Below are 12,854 nucleotides of genomic sequence, written 5' to 3'. Positions count from 1 at the left end.
TCGTTTCAGGTCAGATCATTTCACCAATAGGGTGTTGGAAGGATCAGATGTGGAACCTTTCCGACTTAATCCATTCAAATATTAAAAATGGCACCTTAGCTTGGCTTATTTTAAGGAATTGCACAATGCAAGGGTAATCGTCATTAGGCATGGTTTTCATCAGCTCTGCCCACCATTCTGTTTCATAACGAGCTATTATGCTAAGGTTATAAGAAATCAAATAATGAATCAAAAGTTCAGGTAATGAAAAAGCGGACGAATCTTTATTTAGAGATAGCATGAATTGCCCTTGTTCCAAATTATACCGTATTGGAGATGTGGCATTATGAATAGGAACACCCTCTGTTTTTAAATGCAGTGTTCCGGGAGCTTCCGAAATACTGTAAATTTGATTCGTTTTAGCTTTCAAAAATTCTTCCAATCGACTGCTGGACATTTGATAGCTATCCAATATGGTTGAAGGCAATTGAAAACCATTGGGAGAGGGTAGCAGGGCGACGAAATTTTTCTTGGAAATGGACCATGTAAAGTTTTGCATATCCGGGATTTCTTTCATAAGTGTACCCATGGAAAACTTTTCACCTTCCAGATGCCTGATATGAAATAATTTCTCGGCGATGCAGGTGAAAAGTCCATTTTTTTGCGTTTTTACTTCATCCTTCAGAAATTCATATTGTTGCTTTTTCTTTTTCCTCGTAGTTACCCCATGGGCAAGCATCGAAGTCGATTCCGGATAGTTAGGATCAATCGTGAGCAGACAAGCCTTTAATAATTGGGAGAATCCATAAAATGTAAGGATTGGTTGAATGGAAAGTGGTGCAATGGCTGCCTGATTATAATAAGTTTTAGCATGTTCAAGATGGTAAATAAATGGATAACAATTATCATAACTTTTGATTTCCGCTTCTGCTATTTTTTCTTGTGTGTAACATTTTTGTAAAAAAAGTTGAGAGGAAGATGCGGAAAAAAAAGGTGTATATTTATCGAAATTATCATTGTTTTCAGGCATTGCAGCTGTCCTCCGAATTAATAGAATAATCAAACATTTATTTCTCTTCTTGACAGTAGTATGTCCTATTGATAACCTACAAATAATATTTTTAAGCAGGAGGGGAAAATAATGTGGGAAAATAAATTTGCAAAAGAAGGTTTAACCTTTGATGATGTCCTATTAATTCCAGCGAAATCAGAGGTTTTGCCGAAAGATGTCAACCTTCAAGTCAACTTAGCTGAAAACTTAAAGCTCAACCTTCCTATCATCAGTGCAGGAATGGATACCGTGACGGAAGCAGAGATGGCGATTGCCATGGCTCGTCAAGGCGGATTGGGTATCATTCATAAAAATATGTCCATTGAAGCACAAGCTGAACTGGTGGATAAAGTAAAACGTTCAGAAAGCGGTGTAATTACCGATCCATTTTTCTTGACGCCAGATCACCAGGTATTCGATGCAGAGCATTTAATGGGTAAATATCGCATTTCGGGTGTTCCTGTAGTCAACAATATTGAGGATCAAAAACTTGTGGGTATCATTACAAACCGTGATTTGCGATTTATTTCCGATTTTTCCTTGAAGATTTCCAGTGTCATGACTGTTGAGAATCTCGTCACAGCACCAGTAGGAACTAACTTGGAACAAGCAGAGAAGATTCTTCAAAAGTACAAAATCGAAAAGCTTCCTCTTGTAGACGATAATGGAGTTCTTAAAGGACTTATTACGATCAAGGATATCGAGAAAGTCATTGAGTTCCCGAATTCGGCGAAAGATAAGCAAGGGAGATTGCTTGCAGGTGCTGCAGTCGGAGTCACTAAGGATACAATGAAGCGTGTTGAAATGCTTGTTAAGTCCCATGTCGATGCAATTGTACTTGATACAGCTCACGGTCATTCAGAAGGCGTCCTTGAAATGGTGAAGGAAATCCGCGCGACTTATCCTGAATTGACGATCATTGCCGGTAATGTGGCAACAGCTGAAGGGACGAAAGCATTGATTGAAGCGGGAGCCGATGTAGTGAAAGTGGGAATCGGACCAGGGTCAATCTGTACGACTAGAGTTGTAGCCGGTGTAGGTGTTCCACAAATCACGGCAGTCTTCGATTGTGCAACAGAAGCAAGAAAGCATGGTAAAACGATTATCGCTGATGGCGGAATTAAATATTCAGGAGATATCGTTAAAGCCCTGGCTGCAGGCGGACATGCAGTAATGCTTGGCAGTATGCTTGCAGGTGTAACTGAAAGCCCTGGCGAAACGGAAATTTTCCAAGGTCGCCGTTTTAAAGTGTATCGGGGTATGGGATCTGTTGCTGCAATGGAAAAAGGATCTAAAGATCGTTACTTCCAGGAAGATAACAAGAAATTCGTTCCGGAAGGCATCGAAGGGCGCCTTCCATACAAAGGACCTCTATCAGATACCATTTTCCAACTGATTGGCGGCATTCGTTCAGGTATGGGATATTGCGGTACAGCCACATTGGAAGAGTTGAGAGAAAACTCTCAATTTGTCAAAATGACAGGTGCAGGGTTAAGGGAGAGCCATCCTCATGATGTCCAAATCACTAAAGAAGCACCGAACTACTCAATGTAATGAATTTAACATATAATCGTCATTAAAATTTATTGTTAAAATAGACAGAGTCTGCGATTACTCTGTCTATTTTTTTTATTTTTTCTGTGATAAACTAGACAAGGTGTCAAGGGAATTACATAAAGTTTCTCCTTTGTTATAGAGATTAGCTTAAAAGTTGGAGGTATTGGAAATTGAAAAAAATCAGCAAGATGACCCTCATTTTCACTTTTGTTTTAGTTCTTGTTATGTCGCAATTTGCCTATCAACCGGGGGAAGCTGTTGCTGAATCTGATAATTTAGGTTTAAAAGCAGAGGCAGCCATCATAATCGATGGTGAAACGGGACAAATCGTGTATGAAAAAAATGCCGATAAAGTACTAGGGATTGCATCCATGTCTAAAATGATGACCGAGTACATCATAATGGAGTCAATCGAAAATGGGAAAATCAGTTGGGATCAAAAAGTTAAAATAAATAAATACGTACATGACCTTTCAAAAGCACCTAATTTATCGAATGTTGGGTTAACGGAAGGTGAAGATTATACAGTTAAGGAACTATATCAAGCTATGGCTGTCTATTCTGGAAATGCGGCAACGGTAGCTTTAGCACAATTGATTTCCGGAAGTGAAAAGAGTTTTGTTAAATTAATGAATGAAAAAGCAACAAAGTTAGGCTTGAAAAACCATAAATTCGTTAATGCCAGCGGTTTGAATAACTCCGATTTATTAGGGCAATACCCTACTGGTAAAGCAGATGAAGAAAATATCATGACAGCAAAAGATACTGCTCTTCTTGCTTATCGTCTAATAAATGATTATCCGGAAGTATTAAAAATTGCGAGTATTCCTAAATTGAAGTTCCGTGATGGAAAAGAGTATTCGAACTTCAACTGGATGCTGCCTGGCCTGATATTTGAATATAAAGGCGTAGATGGACTGAAAACGGGATCTACTGACTTTGCCGGTTATGGTCATACAGGGACGGTTATCCGGGATGGCCAACGCTATATCACGGTGGTAATGAAGTCCACTAGTAAAACTGAACGTTTTGCGGATAGCACTAAGCTGATGAACTATGCTTATGCAACATTTAAAAAGGAAAAAGTCCTTCCAGCCAACTACCAGGTGAAAGGGAAAGAAACACTTTCAGTAGTGAAAGGCAAGGAAAAAGACGTTAAGATTCAATCTGAAAAAGCAATCGAGCTACTTGTTGAAAATGGTGGGAAAAACAACTATAAAACAGATTTAGTTATCGATAAAAACAAATTGAATGATGATGGTAAGCTGACTGCACCAATCAAAAAAGGTGAAAAGCTAGGCTACATCACAGTCACTCCTAAAAAAGGAGAAGATTACGGGTACATCAACGGCGATCCAGTTAAGGTTAACGTCGTAGCTGCCGAATCCGTTGAAAAGGCAAACTGGTTCGTATTATCAATGCGGGCGGTTGGCGGATTCTTTGGAGACGTTTGGAGCAGTGTAGCTTCCACTGTTAAAGGCTGGTTTTAAGTTTACTGTATAAAACGGTTGCGTAATGTATAAAATTATAGTACATTATGGAAAACAATTTGATTATATAAGAAAGCAATGACAGGAAATAGTAACAAGTATTTCTTTCTACAGAGAGCCGATGGCTGGTGGAAATCGGTGTGAGAGTTTTGTGAATCCCTCCTGGAGCAGAGTATGGAAAGCCTTTTGGGCCAGTAAATACTTTCGGTTAAAAGCCGTTATCGTGATAAGTGGTAGGCGTTTTTCATAGGCCTTCAACTAGGGTGGCAACGCGGGTTAACTCTCGTCCCTTCTTCAGGGGACGGGAGTTTTTTGCGTTCTTTGATAAATCATCAAAAACATTAAGGAGGAACTGAAATGTTGGATTTGAAATATGTAAGAAATAATTTTGAAGAAGTGAAGCGTGTATTGCAATTCAGAGGTGAAGATTTAACCGATTTAGGAAAATTCGAGGAACTGGATGTAAAGCGCCGGACCTTGATTGCTGAAACGGAAAAGTTAAAAAGCCAAAGAAATGAAGTTTCACAGCAAGTGGCCATATTGAAACGGGAGAAAAAAGATGCAGATCAGTTGATTGCGGAAATGCGTGAAGTCGGTGACCGTATAAAAAGTTTCGATGATGAGCTTCGTGAAGTGGAAGCGCAATTAGAAACATTACTTCTTTCCATTCCTAATATACCGCATGAAAGCGTGCCTGTTGGTGAGACGGAAGACGATAATGTCGAAATCCGTAAATGGGGGGAGTTACCTGAATTCAAGTTTGAACCGAAACCACACTGGGATGTAGCTGGAGATCTAGGCATCCTGGATTTTGAACGGGCAGCAAAAGTGACCGGAAGCCGATTTGTATTTTATCGGGGTCTTGGTGCCCGATTGGAGCGTGCACTAATTAGCTTTATGTTAGACCTTCATGTTGAGGAACACGGATATGAAGAAATGCTGCCACCATATATGGTGAACCGTGCAAGCATGACCGGGACAGGTCAATTGCCAAAATTCGAAGAGGATGCTTTCCGTATTGAAAGTGATGATTACTTCTTGATTCCTACAGCTGAAGTGCCGGTGACAAATTTCCATCGTGATGAAATCATGAGCACGGACGATCTGCCGATTAGCTATGCGGCATACAGTGCTTCATTCCGTTCAGAGGCAGGATCTGCGGGTCGTGATACGCGAGGGCTAATTCGTCAGCACCAGTTCAATAAAGTTGAACTAGTGAAGTTCGTGAAGCCGGAAGATTCCTATGCAGAGTTGGAAAACCTTACAGGTCATGCCGAAAAGGTCCTCCAATTGCTGGGTCTTCCATACCGAGTGCTAAGCATGTGTACAGGAGATCTTGGTTTCACAGCTGCTAAAAAGTATGATATCGAGGTTTGGATCCCGAGCTATGGAACGTACCGCGAAATTTCTTCTTGCAGTAACTTTGAAGCATTCCAGGCTAGACGGGCCAATATTCGCTTCAGACGTGATGCAAAAGGCAAACCGGAACACGTCCATACCCTAAATGGATCAGGTTTGGCAATCGGCCGTACAGTCGCTGCCCTTTTGGAGAATTACCAGCAGGAAGATGGCAGTGTTATCATTCCTGAAGTATTACGTCCATATATGCGCGGTGTGGAAGTCATTAAACCGTAAGTCAAAGGGAATCAGCTTCTGGTTAAAGAGGCTGATTCCCCTTTATATCAAAGTTTGAAAATTATTTTAAAAAAACTTTAAAGAGGGCTTGACTTTGATTTTAATTCCATGTAATATAATATATGTTGATACGGAGGTATACCCAAGTCCGGCTGAAGGGATCGGTCTTGAAAACCGACAGGGGAGTCAAATCCCGCGGGGGTTCGAATCCCTCTACCTCCTCCATAACTTATTAATAACCACAGCGCATAAATTGGATATCGATGAATTCCGTTACAGTTATGTAACGGAATTTTTGTTTTCTAATATATTAAAAAACCACCGGATAACCGGTGGTTTTTCTGTTTTACACATTTCGCAACAACTTGGTTTGCTCCATATATTCGGCAATCCGTTTTATAAGAGGTTCGATACTTGCTTCATCCTGCATAAGATCATATTCGTTTATATTTAATCGAAGGACAGGGCAGGCGTTGAATTGATTGATCCATTCTTCGTAACGGCCGTGCATTTCCTGCCAATATTCAATTGGGGTATGCTGTTCCATTGGACGGCCGCGCTCTTGGATCCGGTTGAGGATATCATCGAGCGAACCTTCGAGATAGATAAGTAAATCAGGGTGCGGGAAGTATGGCGTCATTACCATGGCATTGAAAAGGCTTGTATACGTTTCGTAGTCCACGTCATTCATCGTGCCTTTTTCATAATGCATTTTTGCAAATATCCCGGTGTCTTCATAAATGGAACGGTCTTGGATAAAACCGCCGCCATATTCGAAGATTTTTTTTTGCTCTTTAAAACGTTCAGCGAGGAAATAGATTTGCAGGTGGAAACTCCAACGATTAAAATCATCGTAAAACTTATCCAGGTAGGGGTTCGTATCAACCTTCTCAAATGATGTCCTGAATTGAAGGGCATCGGCTAACGCATTGGTCATGGTCGATTTTCCTACGCCAACCGTCCCTGCTATCGTAATGACGGCGTTGTTTGGAATATTATATTTCTTTCGTAAGTTCATTTGACTTTACTCCTTTGTGCAGGGCATTCTCTATTTGGCTGATTATCGTTTTCAAATCATCCTTGTTCCCGACAAAATCCAGCTCATCTCCGTTGAATGTAAGAACAGGGATGTCAGGGTGCTGTTTCTCGAATGTTTCCATGAATGTTCGATAATCCGCGGATAACTGCTCTAAATAAATGGAGGATATATTTTCTTCGATTTCCCGACCTCTTTTACCGATTCGGGAGAGAAGAGTATCAAGGCTTGCGTTTAAATAAATCACCATATTAGGTTCAGGCATATCCCGTGTTAAAATATTGAATATCTCAAGGTATTTATTGTATTGTTCGTTCTTTAACGTTCTTTCAGCAAATATCAAGTTCTTGAATATATGATAATCAGCCACTACGGCATGGTCATTAGTAAGATACTTTTTTTCGATATCTTCCAATTGTTTATAACGGTTACACAGAAAAAACATTTCTGTTTGAAAGCTCCACTCATCAATATCTTTATAGAATTTCCCGAGAAATGGATTTTCATCGACAATTTCCCTTAATAATGAAATTTGAAAATGATCTGCGATAACTTTTGCGAGTGATGTTTTTCCCACGCCGATTGGACCTTCGACAGTGATAAATGGGGTGGATTTCATCCAATCTGTCCTCCTTCATGAGGTATCAAGCTAAAATTCCCGGTCATAGGATTTTCGCCAAGAGATATTGTATCACAGACTTGGGACTTTAGTGACATTTTTGTCAGGTTGATAAAGAAAGAGAATGAAAGAGTGTTAATTGGGGAGGTATGTAGATTAATTCCTTATTCGATTGAATGCTTACATGTCTTCACCTTGTTTTATGGATGCCTTGAGAACATGGTTCATCATTTTTAATGCATAATGATTATCTTCCTTTGATGCAGAAGCAATGCAATCCTTCGGAATCCATAATTTATATTCCCGCATATAGGCATCATTGGCCGTGAATAGCACGCAGATGTTGCCAGCTATGCCAGTAATGATCAGGGTATCCACGTTTAATTGTTTAAGCAGTGTATTGAGTGCCGTCCCATAAAATGCTGAATGCTTCGGCTTGATGAGGAAAAATTCGTCCTGTTGCGGTTTTATTCTTTCGATTAATGAGGCATTACCTTCATTTTTACATTTATCAATGATTTTATCGAAGTCAGCCTGCCATAAATCATAATGATCATTGATATAAATGATTGGAAAACCTTTTTCTTTCATTTGCTTCTTTAATTTCAAGATCGGATCGACGATAAGTTTCGTATGTTCAAGGAGCATATTCCCGTATTTGAAGTCAAAGTCATTGATCATATCAATGATAAGCAATGCAAAGGAAGGCGATTCAGGTCGATTCATGGTATATCCTCCTGTATTATGAGAATTTACTTGCAGCACATATGCCGAATGCGTTACTATTCATTAGAATAAGTAGTATGACCTTTATTTTGTCTAATATTTGTCTGTTTACTCCTATTTAATATGAGGGGGTTTTTTTTTGAAGGATGATGTTCATTACATGAATTTAGCCTTAGAGGAAGCAAAAAAGGCGCGGCAATTGAATGAAGTGCCGATTGGCGCTTTAATCGTAATAGATAATCAAGTTATTTCGACGGGGCATAACCTGAGGGAAACGGAACAGAATGCGACGGCACACGCGGAGCTCCTTGCAATCAATGAGGCTTGCCGTGCTACTGGCAGTTGGCGTCTTGAAGATGCGACATTATATGTAACGCTGGAACCTTGCCCGATGTGTGCCGGTGCCATCTTGCAATCAAGGGTGAAAAGGGTTGTTTTCGGAGCGCATGATCCAAAGGCTGGCTGTGCAGGCACATTCATGGATTTACTTCGAGATGAACGCTTTAACCATCAATGTGATGTAACCAGCGGTGTATTGGAGGAAGAGTGCGGCTGGATTTTGACTTCTTTTTTTAAAGAGCTTAGGGATAGAAAGAAAACGTTGAAAAGAGAGCAGGCACTCAAGCTTGTTGAAGAAAATAAATAAGTGAAAAACGAATGTTGAAGATGAATCTTTGCTTCATTTGATAAATTTGGAATTGAACTGTCCAAGAACAACACTTGCGTTTTTTTTGTTACCTTAGTATAATGAATTATGCGTCGTAATGACGCTTTGAAATTGGTATTACTTTTGCCGTGCTAGACGGGGAGGTAGCGGTGCCCTGTACTCGCAATCCGCTCTAGCGAGGTTGAATCCCTTCTCGAGGTTAGCATTCTGTAGGGCCTGCCTTAAGTAAGTGGCGTTGACGCCCGGGTCCTGCGCAATGGGACTCCATGAACCATGTCAGGTCCGGAAGGAAGCAGCATTAAGTGGAAGTTCTCATGTGCCGCAGGGTTGCCTGGGCCGAGCTAACTGCTTAAGTAACGCTTATGGTTGCTAATCGACAGAAGGTGCACGGCAGTTATTTTACATAAACAAAAAACTCATTCGTATCGGGTGGGTTTTTTTTTATGCCAAGAAGGTAAAGTGCTTGGTATTTTTGAAAAAAAATGAGGCAATGATGAAATTTCATTTTAGACTTTGATATTAAGGAAATCAGTAATGTATAATAAACAAGATGGAGAAAAGAAGGAGGGATTTCCGTGGGGTATCAAGCATTATACCGGGTATGGCGGCCGCAACAATTCATTGATGTAGTCGGACAGGAACATGTGACGAAAACGTTGCAGAATGCTTTGGTCGGGCAAAAGGTTTCACATGCCTATTTATTTTCCGGTCCACGTGGAACAGGGAAAACAAGTGCTGCCAAAATTCTAGCAAAAGCAGTGAATTGTGAGCATGCACCGACAAGTGAGCCCTGTAACGAATGTGCTACCTGCCGCGGAATCACCGATGGCTCCATATCAGATGTTATAGAAATTGATGCAGCATCCAATAATGGTGTCGAGGAAATCCGTGACATTCGTGATAAGGTCAAATATGCACCTAACGCGGTTACATATAAAGTTTATATCATTGATGAGGTACATATGCTTTCACAAGGGGCGTTCAATGCGCTTTTAAAGACATTGGAAGAACCTCCGAAGCACGTGATTTTCATATTGGCGACGACTGAGCCTCATAAGATTCCACTAACGATCATTTCCCGTTGCCAAAGGTTTGATTTTAAACGGATCCAGCCTCAAGATATAGTTGGCCGGATGTCACAAATCATTGCAGAAACAGGTGTTTCTTGTGATGAACAAGCCCTGCATATCATTGCGAGGGCAGCCGAAGGCGGGATGCGGGATGCACTAAGCCTTCTTGATCAAGCGATATCCTTCAGTTCGGAGACGGTTTCAGTGGAAGATGCATTGACTGTCACCGGATCTGTTTCGCAAGCGTTTTTAAGCCGGCTGGCAAAAGCTATATATGATAAAGAAGTAGCGGTGGCACTTGAAGTCCTTGAAGAATTGCTGGCCATGGGAAAAGACCCGGCTAGGTTCATAGAAGACATGATTTATTACTTCCGTGACATGCTTTTGTTTCAAACGGCACCGGCACTGGCAGAATCCTTCGAGCGTGTTTTGATAGATCCCCAATTCAAGGAATTGGCAGAAGTAATTTCTTCTGAATCGATTTACTCCATAATTGAAAGCTTCAATCAAACACAGCAAGACATGAAATGGACAAATCATCCAAGGATTTTCCTTGAGGTGGCACTTGTCAAGTTATGTAATGAGCAAAGGCCAAATCAAATTGATAACGGGCAGCTTCAACAGCTGCAGCAGAAAATAGAAGATTTAGAGAAGAAATTACTCGAAATGCAGAAAAACGGCATTCCGGCAGCCATGGCAGAAAAACCTGCAGAGCAGGCTAAGGCGCAAAGGGCCGTTAAAAAGTCATATAAAGCACCTGCCGGAAAGATCAATCAAGTTTTGAAACAAGCTACAAAGCCAGGTCTTAATGCTGTGAAAAGTAAGTGGGGGGAAGTGCTTGAACAGTTAGGTCTGCAAAACCAAAAGTCATTGGCAGCTTTATTAACGGAGGCAGAACCTGTTGCTGCGTCAACTGAAGCTTTTGTGGTAAAATTCAAATATGATATTCATTGTCAAATGGCAATGGAAAATAACCGTTTCGTGGAAGTGATAGCCTCGATCATGCAGCAATTGACCGGACACCGAATGGAGATAGCTGGAGTTCCGGAAAGCCAGTGGCAAAGGTTGCGGGAGGACTTCATCTCAACACAGCAGTTCGACGGTCCAGAAGAAACGGAATCAAAAGAAGAAGACCCCTTTATAGCAGAGGCTAGAAAATTAGTCGGCGATGATTTACTTGAAATTAAAGAATAATTGGAGGTAAGGAAAATGGGTATGCGCGGTGGTAATATGCAGAACATGATGAAACAAATGCAAAAGATGCAAAAGAAGATGGCAGAGGCACAAGAAGAATTAGGTGAAAAAAGGGTTGAAGGAACTGCCGGCGGCGGAATGGTAACGGTCATCGTGACTGGACATAAAGAAATAGTCGATGTAGTCATCAAACCGGAAGTTGTCGATCCGGATGATATCGATATGCTTCAGGATTTAGTGTTGGCTGCCACTAACGATGCTTTGAAAAAGGCGGAAGAAATGACAAACCAAACGATGGGACAATTCACTAAGGGAATGAACCTTCCGGGTATGTTTTAAGCAAGTTCAAAAGAAACTTCCTTTCAGGGGGTTTCTTTTGAAATTTTTAGGAGGAATTCGATGCATTATCCAGAACCAATTTCCAAGCTCATTGACAGTTTTATGAAATTGCCGGGGATTGGTCCTAAAACGGCTGCTCGATTAGCCTTTCATGTATTAAGCATGAAGGAAGATACTGTTTTGGATTTTGCAAAAGCACTTGTTAATGCTAAGCGGAATCTTATGTATTGCTCAGTCTGTGGTCATATTACAGATCAAGATCCCTGCTATATTTGCGAAGATCAAAAGAGGGACAGAAGTTTGATCTGTGTGGTTCAGGACCCGAAAGATGTTATAGCTATGGAAAAGATGAGAGAGTTCAATGGTTTATACCATGTACTGCATGGCAGTATTTCCCCGATGGACGGAATCGGTCCGGAAGATATAAATATTCCTGATTTATTAAAGCGCCTGCAAGATGAAACAGTGCTGGAGGTAATTTTGGCCACTAATCCTAACATTGAAGGTGAAGCGACAGCCATGTATATTTCCCGGTTGCTTAGACCATCAGGCATCAAAGTGACCCGAATTGCCCACGGACTTCCTGTTGGCGGAGATTTGGAGTATGCGGATGAAGTGACGCTATCAAAAGCAATAGAAGGAAGAAGAGAAATATAAGATAGCTGGGAGGACTTCGCTTGTTCTTTCGTAAAAAAAAGAAACTTCGGAATGAATTCAATGATTCATTAATCGAAGAGCTTGAACAATTGAAATGGAATTGGCATAATCAAAAATCATTACTTGAAAAAAGCGTTGATCCATCTGAGGAAGTAATCGCCCAAACGAGACTGGCGGAAGTGAAATATTTCTACTTATTCAGGGAAGTTAAAAGAAGGAATGTTCGCTTAAAAAGATGATAAGGAAATGGCTGTGAAGGATTGTTTGTTCCTCATGGCCATTTTTTTCGGTTCTTAATCCAGCGTTTCCTTCATATAAGTTTAGTACAAGCTTGCGGGGAGGAATGAGTTTGGAACCAGTTGTCTTTGTTGCCATAGTTGGCGGCTTGATTTTAATGCTCCTCATTATCGGGGCCCCATTAAGACCTGTCCGGTTCATAGGGCAGGGCATTATAAAGGTCATTATCGGTGCAGCATTTTTGTTCTTTTTGAATACACTTGGTAATCAGGCGGGCATTCATGTCCCAATCAACCCTGTTACCTCGGTAGTCGCCGGCCTGCTTGGAATACCGGGAGTTGCCGCATTGGCGGCCATTGGTTATTGGATCATTTAAAGGATTGTGTGTCGAAGTCATCTTATGAAAACCTCATGGATATTTCCTTGGGGTTTTTATCATGCTATAGTTTTTTTAAAAAAAACTAATTTAACCATTGACGATTATTGATCAACCTGATAATATATTAGGAGTCGCCAATAACGACATCATACATTGCTTAACCAAAAAAACAATATGAAAATAATTGTTGACATCAGGTTTTGTAAATGATAAGATAA

Annotated in this window: 13 protein-coding genes, 1 tRNA gene, 1 other RNA gene and 1 other annotated feature; of the genes, 11 read left to right on the top strand and 4 right to left on the bottom strand. The window is 40.7% G+C overall.

Translation table 11 applies throughout. The annotated features are described in order from the left end of the window. Positions 1–43: 43 nt before the first annotated feature. Positions 44–1,009 carry a YaaC family protein gene (locus tag AC2YHV_RS27385; RefSeq protein WP_487374582.1) on the bottom strand — a complete coding sequence of 322 codons (966 nt, stop codon included), beginning with the start codon at positions 1,007–1,009 and terminating at the stop codon, positions 44–46. Between the two features lie 111 nt (positions 1,010–1,120). On the opposite strand from AC2YHV_RS27385, the gene guaB reads away from it, so the two are divergent. The 4 genes from guaB (at position 1,121) to AC2YHV_RS27365 (ending at position 5,937) form a co-directional block, all read left to right on the top strand. Next, on the top strand, positions 1,121–2,584 hold the full coding sequence (gene guaB / locus AC2YHV_RS27380) for an IMP dehydrogenase (protein WP_048688703.1): 1,464 nt from the start codon (positions 1,121–1,123) through the stop codon (positions 2,582–2,584). 173 nt (positions 2,585–2,757) lie between these two features. Further along, positions 2,758–4,077 carry a D-alanyl-D-alanine carboxypeptidase family protein gene (locus AC2YHV_RS27375; protein ID WP_487374581.1) on the top strand — a complete coding sequence of 440 codons (1,320 nt, stop codon included), beginning with the start codon at positions 2,758–2,760 and terminating at the stop codon, positions 4,075–4,077. A gap of 69 nt (positions 4,078–4,146) precedes the next feature. Beyond that, positions 4,147–4,371, top strand: a binding site (T-box leader). A gap of 63 nt (positions 4,372–4,434) precedes the next feature. Continuing rightward, entirely contained in the window at positions 4,435–5,712 is a 1,278-nt protein-coding gene (serS, locus tag AC2YHV_RS27370) for a serine--tRNA ligase (RefSeq protein WP_487374580.1), read from the top strand. 132 nt (positions 5,713–5,844) lie between these two features. Next, a tRNA-Ser gene (locus AC2YHV_RS27365) sits at positions 5,845–5,937 on the top strand. A 121-nt stretch (positions 5,938–6,058) separates the two neighbouring features. On the opposite strand, the gene AC2YHV_RS27360 is transcribed toward AC2YHV_RS27365, so the two are convergent. The 3 genes from AC2YHV_RS27360 to AC2YHV_RS27350 form a co-directional block, all read right to left on the bottom strand. Beyond that, a complete protein-coding gene (locus AC2YHV_RS27360; RefSeq protein ID WP_487374579.1) occupies positions 6,059–6,730 on the bottom strand; it encodes a deoxynucleoside kinase in 672 nt (223 codons plus the stop codon). Further along, positions 6,708–7,367 carry a deoxynucleoside kinase gene (locus AC2YHV_RS27355; RefSeq protein ID WP_487374578.1) on the bottom strand — a complete coding sequence of 220 codons (660 nt, stop codon included), beginning with the start codon at positions 7,365–7,367 and terminating at the stop codon, positions 6,708–6,710. The genes AC2YHV_RS27360 and AC2YHV_RS27355 overlap by 23 nt, the downstream gene beginning before the upstream one ends. Positions 7,368–7,547: 180 nt before the next feature. Next, complete coding sequence (locus AC2YHV_RS27350) at positions 7,548–8,093, bottom strand: cysteine hydrolase family protein (RefSeq protein ID WP_413005333.1); 546 nt, start codon at positions 8,091–8,093, stop codon at positions 7,548–7,550. A 139-nt stretch (positions 8,094–8,232) separates the two neighbouring features. Here AC2YHV_RS27350 and tadA point away from each other — a divergent pair, with 139 nt between their 5' ends. From tadA to AC2YHV_RS27315, 7 genes are all read left to right on the top strand, one after another. After that, on the top strand, positions 8,233–8,739 hold the full coding sequence (gene tadA / locus AC2YHV_RS27345) for a tRNA adenosine(34) deaminase TadA (protein WP_487374577.1): 507 nt from the start codon (positions 8,233–8,235) through the stop codon (positions 8,737–8,739). Between the two features lie 147 nt (positions 8,740–8,886). Next, an RNA gene (ffs, locus tag AC2YHV_RS27340) (signal recognition particle sRNA large type) lies at positions 8,887–9,151 on the top strand. 184 nt (positions 9,152–9,335) lie between these two features. Further along, entirely contained in the window at positions 9,336–11,024 is a 1,689-nt protein-coding gene (gene dnaX / locus AC2YHV_RS27335; RefSeq protein ID WP_054398423.1) for a DNA polymerase III subunit gamma/tau, read from the top strand. 21 nt (positions 11,025–11,045) lie between these two features. Next, positions 11,046–11,363 (top strand): YbaB/EbfC family nucleoid-associated protein, encoded by a 318-nt coding sequence (locus tag AC2YHV_RS27330; RefSeq protein ID WP_048688709.1) that lies wholly within the window; start codon positions 11,046–11,048, stop codon positions 11,361–11,363. A 60-nt stretch (positions 11,364–11,423) separates the two neighbouring features. After that, positions 11,424–12,020: a recombination mediator RecR gene (gene recR / locus AC2YHV_RS27325; protein ID WP_034316264.1), complete on the top strand. Its 597-nt coding sequence runs from the start codon at positions 11,424–11,426 to the stop codon at positions 12,018–12,020. 20 nt (positions 12,021–12,040) lie between these two features. Next, entirely contained in the window at positions 12,041–12,259 is a 219-nt protein-coding gene (locus tag AC2YHV_RS27320; protein ID WP_034316261.1) for a YaaL family protein, read from the top strand. A gap of 104 nt (positions 12,260–12,363) precedes the next feature. Further along, entirely contained in the window at positions 12,364–12,633 is a 270-nt protein-coding gene (locus tag AC2YHV_RS27315; protein ID WP_487374576.1) for a pro-sigmaK processing inhibitor BofA family protein, read from the top strand. Positions 12,634–12,854: the final 221 nt, after the last annotated feature.

The sequence above is a fragment of the Peribacillus sp. SRI_006 genome, from assembly GCF_057586375.1.
Note: the sequence above shows the minus strand (reverse complement) of the source record. Positions and strands in the feature narration are given on the sequence as shown.

Bases quoted from the DNA above. Each gene is read 5' to 3' on its own strand.
- AC2YHV_RS27385 (WP_487374582.1), bottom strand. From the start codon at position 1,009: ATGCCTGAAAACAATGATAATTTCGATAAATATACACCTTTTTTTTCC.
- guaB (WP_048688703.1), top strand. From the start codon at position 1,121: ATGTGGGAAAATAAATTTGCAAAAGAAGGTTTAACCTTTGATGATGTC.
- serS (WP_487374580.1), top strand. From the start codon at position 4,435: ATGTTGGATTTGAAATATGTAAGAAATAATTTTGAAGAAGTGAAGCGT.
- AC2YHV_RS27360 (WP_487374579.1), bottom strand. From the start codon at position 6,730: ATGAACTTACGAAAGAAATATAATATTCCAAACAACGCCGTCATTACG.
- AC2YHV_RS27355 (WP_487374578.1), bottom strand. From the start codon at position 7,367: ATGAAATCCACCCCATTTATCACTGTCGAAGGTCCAATCGGCGTGGGA.
- AC2YHV_RS27350 (WP_413005333.1), bottom strand. From the start codon at position 8,093: ATGAATCGACCTGAATCGCCTTCCTTTGCATTGCTTATCATTGATATG.
- AC2YHV_RS27330 (WP_048688709.1), top strand. From the start codon at position 11,046: ATGCGCGGTGGTAATATGCAGAACATGATGAAACAAATGCAAAAGATG.
- recR (WP_034316264.1), top strand. From the start codon at position 11,424: ATGCATTATCCAGAACCAATTTCCAAGCTCATTGACAGTTTTATGAAA.
- AC2YHV_RS27315 (WP_487374576.1), top strand. From the start codon at position 12,364: ATGAGTTTGGAACCAGTTGTCTTTGTTGCCATAGTTGGCGGCTTGATT.